This is a genomic window from Aeromonas sp. FDAARGOS 1403, assembly GCF_019047325.1.
In the GTDB taxonomy this organism is placed as follows: Bacteria; Pseudomonadota; Gammaproteobacteria; order Enterobacterales; family Aeromonadaceae; genus Aeromonas; species Aeromonas dhakensis.
Window position 1 is genome coordinate 2,262,422 of sequence record NZ_CP077249.1, and the last position, 20,195, is coordinate 2,282,616.

Below are 20,195 nucleotides of genomic sequence, written 5' to 3' on the forward strand. Positions count from 1 at the left end.
TCCTGTTAATGGCGGACCAAGCGAATATCGAAATCAAATTGTGCAAAGAAGGCCTCCAGCCGATCCAATTCGTCCGGCGTGTAAGAGGGGTCCTGCGCAATCGGGTAGGGCATATCCAGCCGCTCATATTTCTTGCGGCCCAGCTGGTGGTACGGCAGCATGTCGATCCGCAGGATATTTCCCCGCTTTGCCAAGTTCTGCACATATTCGATGGCGCCGGTAATGGCATCCCATGAATCGTTATATCCACGGATGAGCGGCATGCGCACAATCACCTTGGCGCCGTAATCAACCAGCCATTCCAGATTGCGGCGAATACCTTCATTGCCGATACCCAGCATCGCCTTATGCTGTTCGCTGTTGATTTGCTTGATGTCGAACAAAAAGGTATCGGTGACGGGCGCCAGCTGCTGGTAATTGGCCAGCGAGGTGGTGCCCTGGGTCTCGATGGCGGTATTGATCATCATCTTCTTGCATTCGCTAAACAGCGCGACGGCAAAGTCGGTCTGCAGGCTCATCTCGCCGCCGCCGATGGTGACGCCACCGCCGGAGGAGATGTAAAAGTCATAGTCCTGCATGATGATCTCCATCAGCTCGCTGACGGTGACATCCTTGCCCATGATGTCCAGCGCATGCTGGGTGCAGACCTCTTCGCATTTGCGGCAGCCGATGCAATCCTTATTGCGATCGACGAAGTGTTTCATGCTGCCGTTCTCCTCGGCCCGATAATGGACTCCGGCCGGACAGACATTTACGCAGTCACCGCAGTTGATGCATTTGTCGTGCGAAAACATCACCTGAAATTGGCTGCTGAGCCCTTCAGGGTTGGCGCACCAGGGGCAGCGAAGGTTGCAGCCCTTGAAAAAAACCAGCGTGCGAATGCCATCGCCGTCATATATTGAATATTTCTGGATATTGAATATGCGGCCGGTTAATTCATTATTTGCGATCACGCTTGCCTCCTCTCCGGATGTGGCAGGCCGCAGTCGCATTATTTGCGACCTGCCATCACGGAGTACTTCCGGTTATTTTGGTGATTAAGAAAGACGGGTTATCAACGCATCGATCAGAACTTCTCAATCACGGTGCGGCTGATGATCTCGTCCTGCACCTCTTTGCACAGCTCGACGAAATAGGCGCTGTAGCCGGCGACGCGCACGATGAGGTCGCGGTACTTCTCCGGCTCCTGCTGCGCCTTTTTCAGCACTTCGTTGTCGACATAGCTGAACTGCATCTGGCCATTGCCGAGGATGGAGGCGGTGCGCAGCAGGGTGATGAGGCCATGGCGTCCCTCCTGGGTATCCAGCAGCCCCTTGAGGAACTTGAAGTTATGCACCATGCCGATGTTCATGGTCTCCACGTTCATCTTGCTGACGGACTTGATGATGGCCGTCGGCCCCTGCTTGTCTGCCCCCTGGGTCGGGCTGATGCCGTCGGAGAGCGGCATCCAGGCCAGGCGCCCGTTCGGCGTGGCGTTGGTCAGCTCGCCGATGGGGGTGTTGTTGGAGATGGAGAGGGTGCCGTGACTCATTCTGGAGTAGAGCATCTTGTACTTGCGACACTCCTTCTCCGTCCACTCGGTGATATCCAGTGCGTACTGGTCGACGTAGTTGTCGTCGTTGCCGTACTTGGGTGCATTGAGACAGTCGCGGCGCAGCGCTTCAAACCCTTCGAAGTTGGCCAGCAGCGCATCGCGAATTTGTTCGAGTGTGTATCTCTGCTCCTCGAACACCAGCTTGCGGATTGCCGCCATGGAGTCGACATAAGTTGCAAGGCCAGAAAAGATGAGTCCGGGCCCATAGTTGATCATTGCACCGCCAGCGGAGACATCTTTTCCGCTCTCCATGCACCCTTCCACCATGAGTGACATCAGCGGTTTCGGCGCCACGTCGCGGTGCACGCGCTGACTGATCACGGTGCCGACTGCTGACATGCGAACGATGTGGGCAATCTGCTGTTTGACCGCCGCATCGAACTGCTCGAAGGTGCGCAGCTCGCGCAGGTCGCCGGTATCCAGCCCCTGATGGCTGTCGAACAGCACCATGCGGCCACGGTTGAGCACGAACTCGATGGCGATCGGCCACTGGGTGTAACCGGTGGAGGTCCACTGATAGATGCGTCCCGATTTTTGCGGCTCGACACAGCCCATCAGGCAGTAGTCGCGGGCGTCTTCAAAGTCGAAGCCCTTGCGCAGCATCATCTTGATGTGGGAGTCATCGAAGTGGCAGGCCGGGAAACCCATCCCCGCCTTCACGACGTCGACGATCTTCTCCATGTATTTCTGCGGTGACTGGTTGTGAATGCGGCAGGCCAACGACGGCTGGTAGACCTTCACGAACCGCACGGCATCCATGATGAGGTAGGTCAGATCGTTGCAGGCATCGCCGCCGCTGCGCTTCTGGCCACCCACGGTCAGGTTGATGAAGGGCTGATAGCCGGCGAAGTATTTCGCCCCCAGCTCGCTCGACATCCACATCAGCTCGGCACACTTGATGATGAAGGCCTGCATCAGCTCGAGTGCGCTTTCGTGGGTCAGACGACCCTCGCGGATATCCGCTTCGAACATGGGGTAGCAGTACTGGTCGACCCGACCGAGTGACAGACCGGTCTGGTTCTCTTCGATCTCGAACAGCGACTCCACCGTCCAGATGCTCTGCAGCGCTTCTTGCAGGGTCTTGGGCGGGTTGGCCGGCACGTTCTCGTTCACCTCGGCGATGGTCAGCAGTTCGGCGCGGCGCTGGGCATCCTGCTCTTTCGCCGCCAGTTCGCGGGCATGGGCCGCGATGCGGCGGGCGTAGTTGACCACCCCTTCGCAGGTTTCGATCGCTGCCTTGTAGTAGTAGATGCGATCGATGTCGTCCGGGTTCTCCATGCTTAGCTGGTCGAGATGGGCTTGGGCGTCTGCCTTGATGCCGTTCATCCCCTTGGTGAACAGCAGCACGTCGTAGCCCGGGCAGGTGTCGCCACCCCCGTTGATCTGGTGGTAGGAGAGGTCGCTGACGAAGGTTTCGCCGCTGAAGGCCCAGACGCCGGCTTCCCGGTACTGCGCTTCGCAGATCTCGTCCAGCGAGCGGCCTTCCCAGAACGGCACTATCTCTTCGCGGATGGTTTTCTTGTCCGCTTCGCTGATTTCAAAGGGATCTTGCGGACGGGTGCTCATGGTATCGAGCTCGTCGCGAACCCAGCGCCAGGCAATGTCCGGCGAGAAGGCACCGGCGCGCGGCTTGCCGCACGGGTGGCCGACGATCAGCTCGTCATCCTGGATAAGGATGGGGGCGGTTTCGCAGGCGTGACGGAACGCCTTGGCCCGCAGCAAGATGGTCGGCATGCCTGGGTTGGCCTTGACGACCTCGGTAAAGGCCTGTGCCCGGTAGATGGAGACGCTGGGGCGCACGGTCAGATAGTGGTTGCGCAGGCGCTGCAGGCGCGGCGTCAGCCCCTCCATCACCGGCGTATCGGCACAGGCGGCGAACGGGGCGGCGGAGACGTGCTGCACTCCGCGAAAGAGGCGAACGGGCAGCTTGAGGGCGCTCAGGTTTTGCTGGGCGCAGAGGAACATCTCGGAGAGCGGGTTGATGCTCGCCTGCTCCAGGCTGGCACCGTGCAGCAGGGCATCAAACATGGGGTAGCCGTCGATGGCGCAGGTGGCGCGCACTTCGCTCAGCTCTGCCAGCTTGAACCACAGGCACTCGACGATCTCGTACGCCTGTTGCTCGGTCAACGCGCCGTTGGCGATGTCGCGCTGGAAGTAGGGCAGCAGCGCCTTGTCGGCCCCTTCCGGGTTGACCGCGTAGCTGCCGTTGTCGAGTTGAAGCGCCAGCTGGAACAGGTAGAACGACTGGCAGGCCTCTTTGAAGTTGCGCGCCGGGTGGGCCGGTACATGGTGCAAAATGGCGGCGCTGTCGCGCAGCTCGGCCTGGCGGAACGGGTTGGTTTCGGCGGCGGCCAGGGTTTCGGCGCTGTTGGCCAGGTTCTGTGCCAGTGCCATCAGGGCATCGCAGGCGTGGATGGCGGCGCGGCAGCCGTTGACCTCGTCCATGCCGCTGCGGCTGACGGCGCTGCCCAGCGCGCGGGTCTTCTCTTCCAGCTGCTGCTTGATGGCCAGCACGCCCTTCTCCACCACCAGCTTGTAGTCGGGGGAGTCGATGGCGCTGTTCAGATTCAGAAACTGGAAGGTGGACGGGCGCTGCCCGGCACTCTCGTCGTGGAAAATGGCGCCGTGCGGGGTGCGGGTCTGGTTGCCGACAATCAACTCGTCGGCACTGATGGTCAGCGGCAGCTGGCGCATCAGCTCGTAAAAGCGGCGTGCCGGTTTGACGGCGGCGGGAATGCCCGCGATGTCGCCATCCAGTCCGCTCAAAATCGTGGCGTGTTCGCTGCACAGGGTGCTGGTGTGCGCCAGTAAACGTTCAGCCAGCACGTTGACGCGCGGCGTTAAGCTGTAGTGTGCCATGAGGTAGGTTCTCCAGTTCTTGTTCTTAGTGGCCGGCGGCGAGAGTGCCGCACCATGCCTTGCGATAGAGTTCGGTCAATGCCCGGGCATCCGGTGCGCGCGGGTTGGTCGGGGTGCAGTTGTCGCGCAGCGCCTGGCTGACCATCTCCGCCAGCCGCAGGTCGAAATCGGCTGCGAGAAGGCCGGTATCGCCAATGCCGGCCGGCATCTTCATCTCCTCTTTGAGCGCCTGGATGGCCACCAGCAGGCTGTTGACCCCTTCGCGCGGCGTATTGGCGGGCAGGTCCAGCAGGTGGGCCAGGCGGGCATACTTGTGGGCGGCCTGGGTATCACACAGCCCGTCGTGGTCGGCGTTCCATGCCACGACCTGCGCCATGAGGAGCGCGTTGGCACGCCCGTGCGGGACGCGGAACACGCCGCCGAGGGCATGGGCCAGGCTGTGGGTGATGCCGAGCGAGGCGTTGGTGAAGGCCATGCCCGCCATGCAGGAGGCGTTGTGCATCTTCTCCCGCGCCAGCAGATCGTGGCCGTCGCGCCAGCAGGCGGGCAGGTAGCGAAAGACCTGCTGCACCACTTTCTCCGCCAATGCGTCGGAAAAGTCGCTGGCCGCCCGGGAGACATAGGCCTCCAGCGCATGGCACAGCACGTCCATCCCGGTGTCGGCGGTGATGGCGGGCGGTACCGATGCCACCAGCGACGGATCGAGAATGGCGATATCCGGCAGCAATGACGGGTCGACCAGCACCAGCTTCTCGCTGCGGGCCTTGACCACCGAGAAGCTGGTCACTTCCGAGCCGGTGCCGCTGGTGGTCGGGATGGCCACGAAGCAGGGGCGCTCGCGCCCCAGATTCGGGCGGGTTTGCGCCAGGGCGAACATGACCGCTTTGGCTGCATCAATCACCGAACCGCCGCCGATCGCGATCACCAGATCCGGATAGCAGCCGTCCATGAGCTTCATGCCGCGCACGACCGTGGTGATGTCCGGATCGGCCACTACATCGTCCCAGCACTGGAACGGGATGCCGCGCTGGCGCAGGATTTGCGTCACCCGGTCGGCCAGGCCAACTTTCACCATCATCTGATCGGTGACCAGCAGCGCCTGGCGGGCGGGCACTTCGGCCAGGGCGGACAGGGCGTCCTGACCGAAGCGGATCCGGGGTTTCAGCAAAAATTCACTCATTGGGTCATTCACTCCTCAAGCGTCCCGAAACACCTTCTCGACAATGGCGACCACCGACATGGCCTTGTAGCGGTCTCTGTTGAGCGCGAGGTACTCCTCGGCCAGTACGACGTCGTGCATGCCTGCGCCGACGCTGTCGACGGCGACCCAGGAGCGGTCCTTCATCGGTTGCTGCTGATCGTCCAGCTGGGTGATGAGCAGCAGGTTGCTGCCGCGCAGCTCATCGCACTTCTGCGTGGCGACGACATGTCCGGTTACCTTTGCGAGAATCATGGTTCTTATCGCCTTATCTCAATGGGTTACTTGCCAAGGCGCTCAAGCACCTGACGGATGACCCGCTCCACGTTCTGCTCGCTGATCTCGCCGCCAACCTCGGCGCTGGCGCCGGCAAAGCGGTCGTCGGCGCTATGGCAGGCCGGCGCCGGGGCGCTGAAGCGGGCATCGTCGAGGATGCTGCAGGGCTGGGGCGCAGCCGGGGCGGCGCTGGCGGGCTGCACTGCAACCGACTGGATGGGGGCGCGCAGCTCTTCGATGGTGCGCACGCCGTAACCCACCTTGCGGATGTTGAGCAGGTTCATCGGGCCGACGTTGTCGGAGCTGGAGCCGCCGCCGACGGCGCCGCAGCCGAGGGTCAGGGCCGGTGTGAGGTTGGTGGTGGCACCGATGCCGCCGAGGGCGGCCGGGGTGTTGATCAGGATCCGGTTGACCGGTTTTTCCAGGCTGAACTGGCGGATCACGTCCTGATTGCGGGTATGGATCACCAGGGTGTGGCCCAGCCCTTCGTTGGTCAGCAGCTCGACCACCCGATGACAGGCGGCGCGCCACTCCTCTTCCACGTAGAGGCCGAGCACCGGGCAGAGCTTTTCACGGGAGTAGGGGTTGCTGTGGGAGACGGTGGTCTGCTCGGCCACCAGCACGCGGGTGCTGGGGGGGGCGCTGAAACCGGCCAGCTGGCTGAGATGGAGTGCCGTCTTGCCCACCACTTTCGGGTTGATGGTGCCGTTCGGGCGCAGCAGCAGGGCAGCCATCTTGGCGGCTTCGTCTTCGTTCATGAAGTAGGCGCCCTGGGCCGCCAGCTCGCGATGAACCTCGTCGTAGATGCAGCGTTCGACGATGATCGACTGCTCGGAAGCGCAGATCACGCCGTTGTCGAAGGTCTTGCTGGTGATGATGTCCTTCACCGCCTGGTGAATGTCGGCGCTGCGCTCGATAAAGGCCGGGCCGTTGCCCGGGCCGCCACTGATGGTCGGGGTGCCGGAGGCATAGGCCGCGCGCACCATGCCTTCGCCACCGGTTGCCAGGATCAGCGACACGTCCTTGCTGTGCATCAGCTCGGAGGTGGCCTCCAGGGTCAGCTGGGTGACGCCGTCCACTATGCCCGCCGGGGCTCCGGCGGCTTCGGCGGCGCGTTTGACGATTTCGATGGCTTTCCAGCTGCACTGGCGTGCACCCGGGTGCGGTGAGAAGATGATGGCATTGCCGGCCTTGAGGGCGATCAGGGTTTTGTAGAAGATGGTGGAGGTGGGGTTGGTGGAGGGCACCAGCGCGCAGATCACGCCCAGCGGCACGCCCACGTCCATCACTTTTTTCACCTGATCGTCATGAATGATCCCGACGGTCTTCATCTCTTTGATGGCATCGTAAACGTGCAGCGAAGCGAACCGGTTTTTCAGCACCTTATCTTGCCAGTTGCCAAAACCAGTCTCTTCTGCGGCCATTTTCGCCAGCGTTTCGGCATGGCGCGCGGCTTCTTCGGCCACGTTCTTCACGATGGCGTCGATTTTCTGCTGCGAAAAGGTGGCCATAATCACCTGCGCCTGTTTGGCGTTGCGCACCAGTTCTCTCGCGTTCTGGCGGGAGAGCAAATCGGTATCGAGTTCAATCATGAATCTATCCTTCATCAGACTAAAAAAGTGCGGGCGGGGCGTGCCCTCTCAGGTCATGCCTTGTGCTGCGCCGCGATTTTTTCGATGTCGTTGTGCGGGCGTGCGATGACGCGAGAGGTAACCACTTCGCCAATGCGTTTCGCCGCTTCCACTCCGGAATCCACCGCCGCATTGACCGCGCCGACGTCGCCTTTCACCATGGCGGTAACCAGGCCAGAGCCGACGTTCTCATAGCCGATCAGCTCGACGTTGGCGGCCTTGCACATGGCATCTGCCGCTTCGATGCAGGCCACCAGGCCTTTGGTCTCAATCAGACCAAGCGCTTCTTTCATCATGTTCTCTCCCGTTATTCGGCAATTTTGTAGTGGGCGACAATCTTGCTGATGTCGTTGTGCGGACGGGCGATGACCAGCGAGGTCACCACTTCACCGATGCGCTGTGCGGATTCCACGCCGGAGTCCACCGCGGCTTTCACGGCTCCTACGTCGCCTTTCACCATGGCGGTGACCAGGCCAGAGCCGACGTTCTCATAGCCGATCAGCTCGACGTTGGCGGCTTTGCACATGGCATCTGCCGCTTCAATGCAGGCCACCAGGCCCTTGGTTTCAATCAAACCCAATGCATCACCCATTTGCGATCTCCCGGCCTCAAGCCTTGTGTTTAATGACGATTTTGTTGATGTCGTTGTGCGGACGGGCGATGACCAGCGAGGTCACCACTTCACCGATGCGTTGTGCCGACTCCACGCCGGAATCCACCGCCGCTTTCACCGCGCCGACATCCCCCTTCACCATGACGGTGACCAGGCCGGAGCCGATGTTTTCATAGCTGATCAGCTCCACGTTGGCGGATTTGCACATGGCATCCGCGGCTTCAATGCAGGCCACCAGACCTTTGGTTTCGATAAGCCCCAATGCATCACCCATGGTGATCTCCTCAGAACAGATTGTGTGGTGTGGTTAAGGAACCCCGTCCGTGTCACGGCGATGAGCCACGGTTGCGGCGTTCAATCGCCACTATAGGTATTGGCGGCATTTGTGGAATTTGAATCTGTAAAACTGAGATATTTAGTTTGTTATTCTGAATTTATTATTTTTATAAGCCCTATTTATCTATTTATGCTGCGACTACGAGGCTGTTTTCGCCTTGCATAAGGCTGAATTCAGGCTCGGGAAAAGATCGTTGGCCGATGTTAATGAGTTGTTGGGTAATGGGGGCCGAGAGGTAATTTGGCCAGCTACTAACTGTGGCGGAGCTCATGTTTTGCCGGCGAGGCTAAATGTAAAAAGTGAGCCGGGTGTGACGGGAAGAAGAGATAAGGGCGGTGACGGCGGGTCAGACGGGATGAGGTTGCATTGAGAGCGTGGTGTGAGTCATGTGGATGCCGGCACGAGGGGGGATGGGGCGGGCTGGAAAAGTCGCGGGTGCCGGTCCTGCCTGGTGATGTGCAAGGGTCGTCTTGTCGGTACGGATGTGCAGTTGGGGGAAGGGGGGCAGGCCGAATCAGGGCTGAGTCATCAGGGGCTTGCGCGGGTCAGGTTGTGGGGGCAGGGCGATATGTGCCGCGTCATCGACGCTTGGGTCGGGGCATCCGCCGTATTGCCGGGACTAGTTCAGTTCGCTGCCGGATTTGAGGGTGCAGATCCAGAGCGGCGAGTTGATGGAGCTCAGCAGTATGGCCTGCTGATTGAGTCGCTGGGCACTCAGAAACAGCCCATCGTGACTGTCGGACATCTCGCGCATGAAGTAGTCGAAGATCACGTCCGGCGATTGATCGATGGAGGAGGCGCTCGCTTCCCATTTGTTGATGCGGTACTGACGCTCGGTGGCGGAGACCCGGTTGCTGCTGTAGGTAAACGTGACGTAGCGCTGGAGGTAGAGCCAGCCCGCGGCCGAATCGGTATAGCCTTCAACCACCATGGAGCCTTTCCCCTGGCGGCCGAAATTGAAGTGGATGTTGCCGTTGACGTTCTCTTTGTTCATGTCCTCAAAGCGCATGATGCCTTTGGTGGCGCAGCTCATGACGCCATCATTTTCGCTGGGCAGCTGGTAGCAGGCATAGAGTGCCGCGGCGAGGAACAGGGTGCAGGAGAAGAGAAAGAAGGGACGCGGCGCAAGTCTCATCACGGCTTCCAGGAGTAGTAGAAATAGTTGTCGCAGTAGCTGAACGGGTTGTCTTCGTGCATGGCGCAGTGGGCCAGAAATACCCGGCCCAGGCCGTTGGTTTCCAGTCTGTCCCCGTAGAAAAACAGAAAACGCTCGCCGGGTTTGCAGCTGATGTTCAAACGCTGGCGCACCTGCTCGAAATGCTCACCATAGGTCGTGGCGCTGACCGAGCGCAGCATCTCGTCGCTGGCCAGCAATTCGCACTGGCTGTTGGGGATCCTGGTCAGGATGACGGGGCGCGGCTCACGGCCATTCAACAGACCAAATGCCACCAGCATGAGGGCAAACGCGAGCATGCAGCCTCCCGCGATATACCAGCAGATGCCGCGTGAACGGGGGGTGAGGGAAAGTGGCCACTCGGCAGGGTCTAGAACTGGCTCGGCGGGGGGGACCGTGGAGGGCGGAGACACTATTTCAATGGCCGGTGCAGGCGCATGCTCAATAGGCTCGATGATGACCTCGGGATTGAGCTGCAAATAACCGCGTGACACCGTGATGATGATATTGTCGATATCGTAGTGGCGAAAAGCCTTGCGCAATATGCTCAGGTATTGGTTGAGGTTGCTGTTCGATGAGGTTAATCCGTTATCGTCCCAGACTTTTTTAAGCACCTCTTCGCGGCTGACGATCCCGGTATTTCGCAAGAAAAAATAAAACAGCGCATTGGCGGTGATGGATAATTGGCTGTCCGGCTCAACGCTTTCCCGCTGAGTCAGGGAGCCATCGGTCGCGTCATAAATGAAGCGGGCATTGATGTGGTAGCGCATCTCGGCCTCAATCCATCAGCTTCACGTGGGGAGCGTCATATTATGCAGGGTTTTGACCAGCGCCTGACGGTGCTCGGTGCTCATGGTGCGCCCTTCGGTCAATTCCGATAGCCAGATGCCGTCTGCGGCATAACGCACCAGGGTGCCGGTATGGCCATTATCCAGCTCATCCCCTTGCGCCAGATGCGCCAGCATCCAGTCACGCCAGCATTGTCGCAGCACCGGCTCATCCGGCATGGCCAGCGAGAGTACCATCAGCTGGCGGCTCTCCTGGGTGTCCGTCAGTTCAGGAGCAGAAAGATAGTGCAGGTAAGCACGGGTAAAGCGGCCGTAGGCGGTCTTGTCTGCCGCCATCAGTGCTGAGATGGCCTCTTCCATTATGGCCAGCAGACGCGCAAACAGGGCAAAGATCAGCGCCTGCTTGTTGGGGAAGTGGTGCAGCAAGCCCCCCTTGCTCACCCCGGCCTCATAGGCAACGGCGTTCAACGACAGGGCGGCGATACCGTCCCGGCCGGCGATGGTGGCTGCCGACTCCAGCAGTTGTCGATAAAGACGTACAGGGTCTTTTTTTCTATGTTGGGTTTCGATGTTCATGGCCCAATCATACCGACCAGACGGTATGTTCATTCTTGATCGCCATCAATATGAGGAAATGGGGAGCGGGAGGAAAAGTCGTTATTGTGTGGTGCTTCACAAATAACCTTGAAATAACGATGAAAGAGTCGTTTTAAATATTTCAACTGGATTCGCTTGAGATCTTTATTTGTCAATAAGTTACGACTTGTTTATCTCCTGGTTAAAGTCATTCTCAATGAAAAACAACTATTTTAAGGAGTCGGGATAGGGATTAAGCTGTCATTTATTTACCTCATTGCAGCAATCATTTTCCTGAGCGGTTATCTCTTCTTGTTAACCAGTGGGCGGCTGTTTTTTAGCAGAAAGGTATATATTTCTGCCACCTTTGGTCATGGCAGAAATATAAAAAAGCAGTGTGTTTGTTGGCGTCACCCTATTTTTCAAGGGGGGCGTCAGCCTCTTGCACCAGCTCGAGGAAGGCGCGCATGGCGGGGGTGATGCTGTGCTGGCGGGTGATGAAGGCGGTGTGGCCGATGTCGCGTTGCGGCGCCAGCGGCAGGCAGACCAGATCCGAGAGCTTGCTGGCGGATCGGGCGAGGCCGGCACTGACGATGGCCCAGCCCAGCCGGTGGCGCACGGCGCTCACCAGGTGAAACAGGGAGTCGGTTTCCAGCACCACGTCAAGCCGGATGCCGGCCCGCTCGGCGGCGCGGTCCAGATACTTGCGAAACTGCATGGTGCGGCTGGGCAGTACCAGCGGCCGTTGCTGCAGTGCGGTCAGGGTCAGCTCATCGCCGGGGAGGTGCTGATCCGCCTCGTCGCGGTTCATCAGCACCGCCATCTGGTTGTGCCCCTGGGGATAGAGGTGGAAGGTCTGTCTGGCGGCGCCGGTGAGCGGTTCGTCAAACCCCAGCCCGATATCGCACTGGTGCAGCTCCAGCTGTGACAGCAGGGCTTCGTTGCTGAGCACCGAGAGACGGATGACTATGTCGGGGTAGCGCTGCTTGCAGCGGGCGATGAGCGGCATGATGTCGACATTGGACTGGGGCACGATGCCGATGCGCAGGGTGCCGGAGAGCTCGCCATGAAACAGCGCCAGCTCCTGCTTGAGCGCCTCCTGCTCCAGCAGCATCCGCTCGGCATACTGGCGCACCAGCTCGCCCGCTTCGGTGAGGGCGACGAACTGGCTGGTACGCACCACCAGATCGGTGCCGAGGTTCTTCTCCAGCGCCGTGATGCTGGCCGAGAGGGTCGGCTGGGTGATGTGGCAGGCCTTGGCCGCCCTGGCAAAATGCTGGTGTTTGGCCAGTTCGTGGAAATAGTGCAGCTGCTTGATGTTCATGATCATTCAGGAGGCGAGGATGAACCTAAAAATTAATCAATTGAAAAAACGTCGTCAATAGAACAACTCTATTGCCATATAGATTTATTTCATTGGTTTTGCGTCTGCCGCCTCTCTAAACTTGAATGCAGTTTGCATTTTTAGGCCAACCTGCATGCCTGCCTACACGCCCGTCGACATCCCCGTCAATTTGCCTGCCTCGCCCGCACTGGATCATCTGGTGGAGGAGGTAGCCGTCGCCATCAACATCAATGGCATCAACCATGCTGTGATGATGGCGACCCCGGACGATCTCGACGACTTTGCCGTCGGCTTTCTGTTTGGCGAGGGGATCATCCGGCACAACCACGAGGTCCATGACATCCAGATCGCGCCGGCGGAGCAGGGGATGGTGCTGGACATCACCATCGCCAACCGCTCCCTGGCTGCCCTGGCCCGGCACAAGCGCCGGCTGACCGGGGCGACCGGTTGCGGCATCTGCGGCGTGGCGGCGGTGGAGCAGGCGCTGCCCGCACTGCCGGTGTTGCCGCTGACGCCGCCGCTGGATGGGGCCTTGCTGGCGGGGCTGCGTGCGCAGATCGCCCAGTGGCAGCTCAAGGGTCAGCAGCATGGCGCCCTGCATGCGGCGCTGGCGCTGGATGCCGAGGGCCGGATCCTGCACTGCCGGGAAGATATCGGGCGCCACAATGCCCTCGACAAGCTGATCGGCCTGCTGCTGCGCCGGCACAGTGCGTGCGACACCCTGGTGGTGACCAGCCGCTGCGGCAGCGAGCTGGTGCAAAAAGCCGCCCGTTTTGGTGCCCGTCACCTCATCTGTCTGGCATCGCCCAGCCAGCTGGCGGTCAGGCTGGCCCTCAAATACAACCTCAACGTCGTTCATATTCCCAAGTTTGATGCCCCGGTCAGCTATTCCAGCTATCGCCCGGCGGATCCCATCGGAGAGTGCCATGAGTCATATTGAAAAGCCCGCCAAAGCCGGCGGTTTTTCGTCCCTGCAATCCACCATGAAACAGGTGCTGCGCAGCCAGCAGACCCGTCAGAACATCAAGAACCTGTTGCGGGTCAACCAGACCGACGGCTTCGACTGCCCGGGCTGTGCCTGGGGGGACAACGACCACGGCACCTTCCAGTTCTGTGAAAACGGCGCCAAGGCGGTAGCCTGGGAATCCACCGGCAAGACGGTGGGGGCCGAGTTTTTCGCCGCCCACTCGGTGCGCCAGCTAGCCAGCCAGAGCGACTACTGGCTCGAGTATCAGGGGCGGTTGACCGAGCCGATGCGCTACAACCCGGCGACCGATCATTACGAGCCGATAAGCTGGGACGATGCCTTCGCCCTGATTGCCAATACCCTCCAAAGTCTGAATAGTCCGGACGAGGTGGAGTTCTACACCTCGGGGCGTGCCAGCAACGAGGCCTCCTACCTCTATCAGCTGTTTGGCCGCCTGTTTGGCACCAACAACTTCCCCGACTGCTCCAACATGTGCCATGAGGCGAGCGGGGTAGCGCTGATCCAGTCGGTCGGCATCGGCAAGGGGACTGTGGTGCTGGATGACTTCGACCAGGCCGATGCGGTGTTTGTCTATGGCCAGAATCCGGGTACCAACCACCCACGCATGATGAATGCCCTGCGCCAGGCGGCGCGCGGCGGCTGCAAGATCGTCAGCTTCAACAACTTGAAAGAGGTGGCGCTGGAACGCTTCGCCAGCCCGCAGAGCCCGCTCGAGCTGCTGACTCCGGCGGCCACCACCATCAGCCACCAGTACCTGACGCCGAAACTGGGTGGCGACATGGCCGCCATGCGTGGCATGGCCAAGTACATCCTGGAAGAGGCGCCAGAGGCGGTGGATCGCGACTTCATCGCCCGCCATACCCGCCACTTTGCCGAGTACGAGGCGCAGGTGCGGGCCACCGACTGGGCCAAGATCGAGCAGCAGTCCGGCCTGACTCGCGCCGAGATCGTGCAGGCTGCCCGGGTTTTTGCCGCCAGCCAGCGCATCATCAGCTGCTGGGCCATGGGGGTGACCCAGCATCTGCACTCGGTCGATACCATCCGTGAAATCGTCAACCTGCATCTGATGCGCGGCCAGATTGGCAGGCCGGGAGCAGGCCTCTGTCCGGTACGGGGCCACAGCAACGTGCAGGGCAACCGCACCATGGGGATCAACGAAAAGCCCACCGCCGCCTTTATCGACCGGCTCGAGCGTCACCTGCAGGTGAGCCTGCCACGGGCCCGTGGTCACAATGTTTACGAAGCGCTCAAGGCGCTGGACGAGGGTAAGAGCAAGGTGCTCATCTGCCTGGGTGGCAACCTGGCGGCAGCGGCGCCCGACACCGACTTCACCTACGGGGCGATGAAAAAGGCCGAGCTCAACGTGCAGATCAGCACCAAGCTCAACCGCAGCCACCTGCAGGTGGGCAAGGCGGCGCTGATCCTGCCCTGTCTCGGTCGCACCGAGCTCGATATCCAGCGCAGCGGCAACCAGAAGATCACGGTGGAGGACACCTTCAGCATGGTGCACGCTTCGACCGGCGCAGCCGAGCCGGTATCGCCCCTCTGCCTCTCCGAGACCGACATAGTCGCGCGGATGGCTCATGCCACCGTGGGCAGCGAGCGGATCGACTGGCTGGCCCTGCGCGATGACTATGGCCGCATCCGCGATCTCATCGAACAGACCATCACCGGCTTTGCCGATTTCAATGCCCGCATCCAGCAGCCGTGCGGTTTTCATCTCGATAACTCCGCGGCGCTGCTGACCTGGAATACCGCCAGCGGCCAGGCCGAGTTTCGTGCCAGCACCCTGCCGCAATCGGTGTTGCCGGAGTGTACCCGTCATGCCGAGCAGATGAGCGATCAGCCGGTGTTGCTGCTGCAGAGCCTGCGCTCCCACGATCAGTACAACACCACCATCTATGGCATGGATGATCGCTATCGTGGCATCAAGGGCCAGCGCAACGTGGTGTTCATGAACGAGGCGGATGCCCGCCAGCTTGGCTTTGCCGAAGGGGACAGGGTCGACATGGCGGCCATCTGCAACGACGGGCGCGAGCGCAGCGTGACGGGTTTTGTGGTGGTGATCTACGAGATCCCGCGTGGCAACATCGCGGCCTACTACCCGGAGACCAACCCGCTGGTGCCCATCGACAGCATAGGGGCGGGCTCTTTCACCCCGACCTCCAAGTCCATCCCGGTGCTGGTGACCGCTTCCCGTCAACAGGACAATCTGTTGCTGCTATGAACTGGGAGGTTTGCAGGCTTGAGCCGGTTCAAGCCTGCCAGCCCCATGCAGCAGAGCCCGATCATTCTATAAACAACAACGCCGCATAAGATATGCGGCGTTGTTGTTTGCGTGACTGGTGCCGGTAAGAGGAGTCGAACCCCCGACCTTCGCATTACGAATGCGCTGCTCTACCAACTGAGCTATACCGGCGTGCCACTAGATTCCTGAAAACCCGGGGGCAAGTCAATGAGCGACACTTTGTTTTATGAGTGAGCTCATGGAGTTACGGGCAATGTCAGAGGTCGGCGAACTCCGGAATATGGGCCCGGCCACGGCTTTCGAGAAAATCGAGCAGCGCACGGGGGGAGCGTGCCAGGATCCGCTCTTCTGGGAAGCCGGCCTCGGTCACCAGTCGGTGGCAGTGCTCGAAATCTCCGAGACTGAAGGCCACGTGGGAGTCGGAGCCAAAGGTGAGGTAGGCCCCCATGTCCCGCGCCGCCTCGACGATGGCGCGGCAGTTGCCTTCACTGCCCGGGCGGGAGTGGCTGAAGGAGGAGTTGTTGAGCTCCAGCGCCACCCGATACTCTGCCGCCGCCTTGACCACCGCCTGGATATCGATGGGGAAGGCGGGATTGCCGGGGTGGCTTATCATATCGACCCGACCGCTCTTGATGGCGTTGATCATCGCCTGGGTGTGGGTGGCCTGGTCGCAGGGGGGGAACACCGGTTCGTGAAAGCCCGCCATGATCATGTCGAGCCGCGACTCGTAGCGCTCGGGGAAGTCTATCTCGCCGTCGATGTTCTTGATGTTGGCTTCGATGCCGCGCAGGATGCCGACCCCGTCGACCACCCGTGGCAACACGTGCAGGTTGACGAAGTGCCAGAAGTGGGGGGCATCCGCCATGTCGGGGCCATGATCCGTGGTGGCGAACAGCTTGATCCCCTTTGCCCTGGCGATGGGCAGGTAGTCGTGAATGGTGCTGTAGGCGTGGGTGCTGGCGACGGTGTGGGTGTGGGTATCGACCGTGTACTTCATCTTATCTTCCCCTCTGGCGTGAGGGGCCAGCATAGCAAAGGCGGCGGGTCGAGACCATGTGGTGGCTTGTCATACTTTGTCACAAATTGAGGGCAGGTTGACAAAGTTTGAACACGCTTGGCGGCCATGATGGATGCATCGATGAAAGCCTGAACTCGCATCGATGGGTTGGATCAGGATGGTGCAACCTCATTTCCCCGCCGTCGCGCCCTGCGACGGTTTTTTTTGCCCATTTGCCAGCGTTCTGGATAGCAGCAGGGTAAAAAAATGCCCAACTAGCATGGAGCAGGTTGGGCGAGACTTAATGTTTAATTGCAGTGGCATAGATATAGAGTCCGATTCGTCCGTGAAGTTCCCGCCTTGTTCCCCATTTTCACGAAAAACATTTCACTAACACCCGTTCACATTCTCTTGACACAAAAGGTTGTGAAACGTACTTTTTAAACATTCGTTTAAGTGAGGTGTCCTGTGAGTAAAATCGATACCAAAAACCGCATTCTCGATGCCGCCGAGGTGTTGTTTGCCGAACGGGGGTTCGCCGATACCTCTTTGCGTCTGATCACCAGCGAGGCGGATGTCAACCTGGCCTCGGTGAACTATCACTTCGGCTCCAAGAAGGAGCTGATCCAGGCGGTGCTCGATCGCTATCTGAGCCTGTTTATGCCCGAGCTGGATGCACGCCTCCATACCCTGATGACGCAGGAGCAGCTGACCCTGCTGCAGGTGTTCGAGAGCTTCGTCGACCCGCTGATGAAGCTGGTAGCGGTGCGCACCAACGGTCCGGCCATCTTCATGCAGCTGCTGGGTCGTGGCTACATCGACAGTCAGGGCCACCTGCGCCGCTTCATCACCGCCCACTACGGCCCCATTTTGCAGCGGATCACCCAGGCCATCTCCAAGGCCAACCCGGAGTTGTCGCCGGCGGATCTGTTCTGGCGGCTGCACTTCACCCTGGGCACCGTCGTGTTCACCATGGCCTCGGCCGATGCGCTGCGCGACATCGCCCAGGCCGATTTCGGCCAGCAGCTCGATGTGGAGGGGCTGGTACGCAACGTCATTCCTTATCTGGCGTCCGGTGTCGGGGCGCCCGTGGAGTCGACCAGGCTCTCCCTGGCCGTGTAACAACCAACAATAAATCAACGGAAACAGTGAAATAGAAGGAACTTGAGTATGATCACATTGCTTATCCTGCTGGTGCTGGCGATAGCCGTCGTGCTCGGCGTGCCCTCCATCCGTAAAAAGGTGGTCACCCGCCCGGTGTTCGGCATCTTCAAGAAGATACTGCCGCCCTTGTCTGCCACCGAGCGGGAGGCCATGGAGGCCGGCTCCGTCTGGTGGGATGGCGAGTTGTTTCGCGGCAACCCCGACTGGAAAAAACTGCACGGCTACGGCAAGGCCGAGCTGACCGCCGAGGAGCAGGCCTTCATCGACAACCAGGTCGAAACCCTGCTCGCCATGGTCGACGACTTCAAGATCGTCAACGAAACCAAAGACCTGCCGGAACCGGTGTGGGACTATCTGAAGAAGGAAGGCTTCTTCTCTCTGATCATCCCGAAATCCTACGGCGGCCGTGAGTTCTCCGCGATTGCCAACTCCACCATAGTCACCCGCATCGCGACCAAGAGCCTGAGCGTGGCAGTCACCGTCATGGTGCCGAACTCCCTCGGCCCGGGCGAGCTGCTGATGCACTACGGCACCCAGGCCCAGAAGGACTTCTGGCTGCCAGGGCTGGCCAACGGCAAGGAAGTGCCCTGCTTCGCCCTGACCGGGCCGGAAGCGGGCTCCGATGCCGGCGCTATTCCTGACAAGGGGATCGTCTGCAAGGGGATGCACAAGGGTGAAGAGGTGCTGGGTATTCGCCTCAACTGGAACAAGCGCTACATCACTCTGGCTCCCCGTGCCACCGTGCTGGGGCTGGCGTTCAAGCTCTATGACCCGGAAAAACTGCTGGGTGACAAGGAAGAGCTGGGTATCACCTGCGCGCTCATCCCCACCAGTCACCCCGGCGTGCGGGTCGGCGATCGCCACTACCCCATGGGGCTGGCGTTCCTGAACGGCCCGACCTTCGGCAAGGATGTGTTCATCCCGCTCGACTGGATCATCGGCGGCCCGGATTACGCCGGTCGCGGCTGGCGCATGCTGGTGGAGTGCCTCTCCGCCGGGCGCGGCATCTCGCTGCCTGCCCTTGGCACCGCCTGTGGTCACATGGCGAGCCGCACCGTGGGGGCCTACTCCTACGTGCGCAAGCAGTTCGGCATGTCCATCGGCAAGTTTGAAGGGGTGCAGGAAGCGCTGGCTCGCATCGGTGGCCTCACCTATCAGCTGGAAGGGGCCCGTCGCATGACTGCAGGTTCCCTGGACTTGGGTCAGGCACCGGCCATCGTCACCGCGATTTCCAAGTACCACATGACCGAGATGGCGCGCCAGATCATGGATGACTCCATGGACATCCACGCCGGCCGTGCCATCCAGCTGGGCCCGAAAAACTACACCGGCTACGCCTACATGGGCATTCCGGTGGCCATCACGGTGGAAGGGGCCAACATCCTGACCCGCAACCTGATGATCTTCGGGCAGGGGGCCACCCGCTGCCACCCGTATGTGTTCGCCGAGCTGGAAGCGGCGGCCGATACCGACGTGGAGCGCGGCCTTGAGAAGTTTGACGCCCTGTTGATGAAGCACATCGCCTTCGGCGCTGGCAACTTCTTCGGTTCCCTGTTCCAGGGGCTGACTCTGGGCCAGTTCAACAGTGCCCCGGTTGCCGGTGAAACCGCCCGCTACTACAAGCAGCTCTCTCGCATGAGCAAGGGGCTGGCCCTGTGCGCGGACGTCTCCATGCTGATGCTGGGCGGCGATCTCAAGCGCAAGGAGATGATCTCCGCCCGTCTGGGTGACGTGCTGAGCCACCTCTACCTGGCCTCCGCCACCCTCAAGCACTACGAGGATCAGGGCCGCATGGTCTCCGATCTGCCGTTCGTGCAGTACGCGGTGGAGCGCAACCTCTACCTGATTGGCAAGGCGTTCGAGGGCTTCTTCCAGAACTTCCCGAACAAGGTGGTGGGCGCCGTGCTCAAGCGGGTGGTGTTCCCGTTCGGCGTGGGTTACAAGATGCCGGCCGACGATCGCTGCCATGCCATCTGCCTGGCCATGATGAAGCCGGGTGAGTTCCGCGACCGTCTGACCGCGCTCTGCTATGTGGGCAAGGACGAGGCGGACCCGGTCGGCCTGATGGAGCGCGCTTTCCAGGCCATGGTCTCTGTGCAGCCTTACGAGAAGAAGCTGGTGCAGGCCCAGAAAGAGGGCAAACTGCCCCGCAAACTGGCGTTGCCGGAGCTGGTTGCTGCTGCCCTGTCCCAATCCATCCTGAGCAAGGACGAGGCGGACAAGCTGCTGGCCGCCGATGCCCTGCGCTACGAAGCCATTCAGGTAGACAACTTCGCCCCGGGCGAGTTGGAGGGGTTATCCCAGCAAAATCCGGTGGTGCACGCCGCCTGAGAGAGCACTCGCTCCTGAATCTGAAACCGGCCGATATGGCCGGTTTTTTTGTTTGTTAACCATGCATTTACAACCT

17 protein-coding genes and 1 tRNA gene are annotated in these 20,195 nt (G+C 60.6%); 4 read left to right on the forward strand and 14 right to left on the reverse strand.

Annotated elements, in window-relative coordinates; all coding sequences use genetic code 11:
• Positions 1-5: 5 nt before the first annotated feature.
• The 12 genes from cutD to I6L33_RS10865 all read right to left on the reverse strand — a co-directional run bounded on the left by cutD (position 6) and on the right by I6L33_RS10865 (position 12,376).
• Entirely contained in the window at positions 6-953 is a 948-nt protein-coding gene (cutD, locus tag I6L33_RS10810) for a choline TMA-lyase-activating enzyme (protein ID WP_017766562.1), read from the reverse strand.
• A gap of 113 nt (positions 954-1,066) precedes the next feature.
• Positions 1,067-4,453: a choline trimethylamine-lyase gene (cutC, locus tag I6L33_RS10815; protein WP_077392390.1), complete on the reverse strand. Its 3,387-nt coding sequence runs from the start codon at positions 4,451-4,453 to the stop codon at positions 1,067-1,069.
• A gap of 25 nt (positions 4,454-4,478) precedes the next feature.
• Positions 4,479-5,633 (reverse strand): 1-propanol dehydrogenase PduQ, encoded by a 1,155-nt coding sequence (locus I6L33_RS10820; RefSeq protein WP_216974041.1) that lies wholly within the window; start codon positions 5,631-5,633, stop codon positions 4,479-4,481.
• 15 nt (positions 5,634-5,648) lie between these two features.
• The gene (locus I6L33_RS10825) at positions 5,649-5,906 is read right to left on the reverse strand and encodes a EutN/CcmL family microcompartment protein (RefSeq protein WP_010634663.1); all 258 of its coding nucleotides are present in this window, start codon (positions 5,904-5,906) and stop codon (positions 5,649-5,651) included.
• 26 nt (positions 5,907-5,932) lie between these two features.
• Entirely contained in the window at positions 5,933-7,519 is a 1,587-nt protein-coding gene (locus I6L33_RS10830) for an acetaldehyde dehydrogenase (acetylating) (RefSeq protein WP_216974042.1), read from the reverse strand.
• Between the two features lie 53 nt (positions 7,520-7,572).
• Complete coding sequence (locus tag I6L33_RS10835; RefSeq protein WP_002442217.1) at positions 7,573-7,851, reverse strand: BMC domain-containing protein; 279 nt, start codon at positions 7,849-7,851, stop codon at positions 7,573-7,575.
• A gap of 14 nt (positions 7,852-7,865) precedes the next feature.
• On the reverse strand, positions 7,866-8,150 hold the full coding sequence (locus I6L33_RS10840; protein WP_011705244.1) for a BMC domain-containing protein: 285 nt from the start codon (positions 8,148-8,150) through the stop codon (positions 7,866-7,868).
• A 16-nt stretch (positions 8,151-8,166) separates the two neighbouring features.
• On the reverse strand, positions 8,167-8,445 hold the full coding sequence (locus I6L33_RS10845; RefSeq protein WP_010634659.1) for a BMC domain-containing protein: 279 nt from the start codon (positions 8,443-8,445) through the stop codon (positions 8,167-8,169).
• Between the two features lie 682 nt (positions 8,446-9,127).
• Positions 9,128-9,643 (reverse strand): FidL-like protein, encoded by a 516-nt coding sequence (locus I6L33_RS10850; RefSeq protein WP_017408465.1) that lies wholly within the window; start codon positions 9,641-9,643, stop codon positions 9,128-9,130.
• Complete coding sequence (locus tag I6L33_RS10855) at positions 9,643-10,452, reverse strand: winged helix-turn-helix domain-containing protein (protein WP_215269686.1); 810 nt, start codon at positions 10,450-10,452, stop codon at positions 9,643-9,645. The genes I6L33_RS10850 and I6L33_RS10855 overlap by 1 nt, the downstream gene beginning before the upstream one ends.
• A gap of 21 nt (positions 10,453-10,473) precedes the next feature.
• On the reverse strand, positions 10,474-11,046 hold the full coding sequence (locus tag I6L33_RS10860) for a TetR/AcrR family transcriptional regulator (RefSeq protein WP_017408463.1): 573 nt from the start codon (positions 11,044-11,046) through the stop codon (positions 10,474-10,476).
• Positions 11,047-11,461: 415 nt separating this feature from the next.
• Positions 11,462-12,376: a LysR family transcriptional regulator gene (locus I6L33_RS10865; RefSeq protein WP_130632766.1), complete on the reverse strand. Its 915-nt coding sequence runs from the start codon at positions 12,374-12,376 to the stop codon at positions 11,462-11,464.
• A gap of 148 nt (positions 12,377-12,524) precedes the next feature.
• Here I6L33_RS10865 and fdhD point away from each other — a divergent pair, with 148 nt between their 5' ends.
• Positions 12,525-13,331 (forward strand): formate dehydrogenase accessory sulfurtransferase FdhD, encoded by an 807-nt coding sequence (fdhD, locus tag I6L33_RS10870; protein ID WP_010634654.1) that lies wholly within the window; start codon positions 12,525-12,527, stop codon positions 13,329-13,331.
• On the forward strand, positions 13,318-15,606 hold the full coding sequence (locus tag I6L33_RS10875; protein WP_216974043.1) for an FdhF/YdeP family oxidoreductase: 2,289 nt from the start codon (positions 13,318-13,320) through the stop codon (positions 15,604-15,606). Before fdhD ends, I6L33_RS10875 begins: the two co-directional genes overlap by 14 nt.
• 116 nt (positions 15,607-15,722) lie before the next feature.
• On the opposite strand, the gene I6L33_RS10880 is transcribed toward I6L33_RS10875, so the two are convergent.
• Together I6L33_RS10880 and I6L33_RS10885 are read right to left on the reverse strand one after the other, a co-directional pair.
• Positions 15,723-15,798: transfer RNA gene (locus tag I6L33_RS10880), tRNA-Thr, on the reverse strand.
• Positions 15,799-15,883: 85 nt separating this feature from the next.
• A complete protein-coding gene (locus I6L33_RS10885; protein WP_017788582.1) occupies positions 15,884-16,624 on the reverse strand; it encodes a phosphatase in 741 nt (246 codons plus the stop codon).
• A 468-nt stretch (positions 16,625-17,092) separates the two neighbouring features.
• On the opposite strand from I6L33_RS10885, the gene I6L33_RS10890 reads away from it, so the two are divergent.
• A complete protein-coding gene (locus I6L33_RS10890) occupies positions 17,093-17,746 on the forward strand; it encodes a TetR/AcrR family transcriptional regulator (protein ID WP_017781124.1) in 654 nt (217 codons plus the stop codon).
• 48 nt (positions 17,747-17,794) lie between these two features.
• Positions 17,795-20,119 (forward strand): acyl-CoA dehydrogenase, encoded by a 2,325-nt coding sequence (locus I6L33_RS10895; protein WP_005298724.1) that lies wholly within the window; start codon positions 17,795-17,797, stop codon positions 20,117-20,119.
• Positions 20,120-20,195 lie beyond the last annotated feature (76 nt).

Coding starts and splice junctions, on each gene's coding strand:
- cutC (WP_077392390.1), bottom strand. CDS start 4,453: ATGGCACACTACAGCTTAACGCCGCGCGTCAACGTGCTGGCTGAACGT.
- I6L33_RS10820 (WP_216974041.1), bottom strand. CDS start 5,633: ATGAGTGAATTTTTGCTGAAACCCCGGATCCGCTTCGGTCAGGACGCC.
- I6L33_RS10825 (WP_010634663.1), bottom strand. CDS start 5,906: ATGATTCTCGCAAAGGTAACCGGACATGTCGTCGCCACGCAGAAGTGC.
- I6L33_RS10830 (WP_216974042.1), bottom strand. CDS start 7,519: ATGATTGAACTCGATACCGATTTGCTCTCCCGCCAGAACGCGAGAGAA.
- I6L33_RS10835 (WP_002442217.1), bottom strand. CDS start 7,851: ATGAAAGAAGCGCTTGGTCTGATTGAGACCAAAGGCCTGGTGGCCTGC.
- I6L33_RS10840 (WP_011705244.1), bottom strand. CDS start 8,150: ATGGGTGATGCATTGGGTTTGATTGAAACCAAGGGCCTGGTGGCCTGC.
- I6L33_RS10845 (WP_010634659.1), bottom strand. CDS start 8,445: ATGGGTGATGCATTGGGGCTTATCGAAACCAAAGGTCTGGTGGCCTGC.
- I6L33_RS10850 (WP_017408465.1), bottom strand. CDS start 9,643: ATGAGACTTGCGCCGCGTCCCTTCTTTCTCTTCTCCTGCACCCTGTTC.
- I6L33_RS10855 (WP_215269686.1), bottom strand. CDS start 10,452: ATGCGCTACCACATCAATGCCCGCTTCATTTATGACGCGACCGATGGC.
- I6L33_RS10860 (WP_017408463.1), bottom strand. CDS start 11,046: ATGAACATCGAAACCCAACATAGAAAAAAAGACCCTGTACGTCTTTAT.
- I6L33_RS10865 (WP_130632766.1), bottom strand. CDS start 12,376: ATGATCATGAACATCAAGCAGCTGCACTATTTCCACGAACTGGCCAAA.
- fdhD (WP_010634654.1), top strand. CDS start 12,525: ATGCCTGCCTACACGCCCGTCGACATCCCCGTCAATTTGCCTGCCTCG.
- I6L33_RS10875 (WP_216974043.1), top strand. CDS start 13,318: ATGAGTCATATTGAAAAGCCCGCCAAAGCCGGCGGTTTTTCGTCCCTG.
- I6L33_RS10885 (WP_017788582.1), bottom strand. CDS start 16,624: ATGAAGTACACGGTCGATACCCACACCCACACCGTCGCCAGCACCCAC.
- I6L33_RS10895 (WP_005298724.1), top strand. CDS start 17,795: ATGATCACATTGCTTATCCTGCTGGTGCTGGCGATAGCCGTCGTGCTC.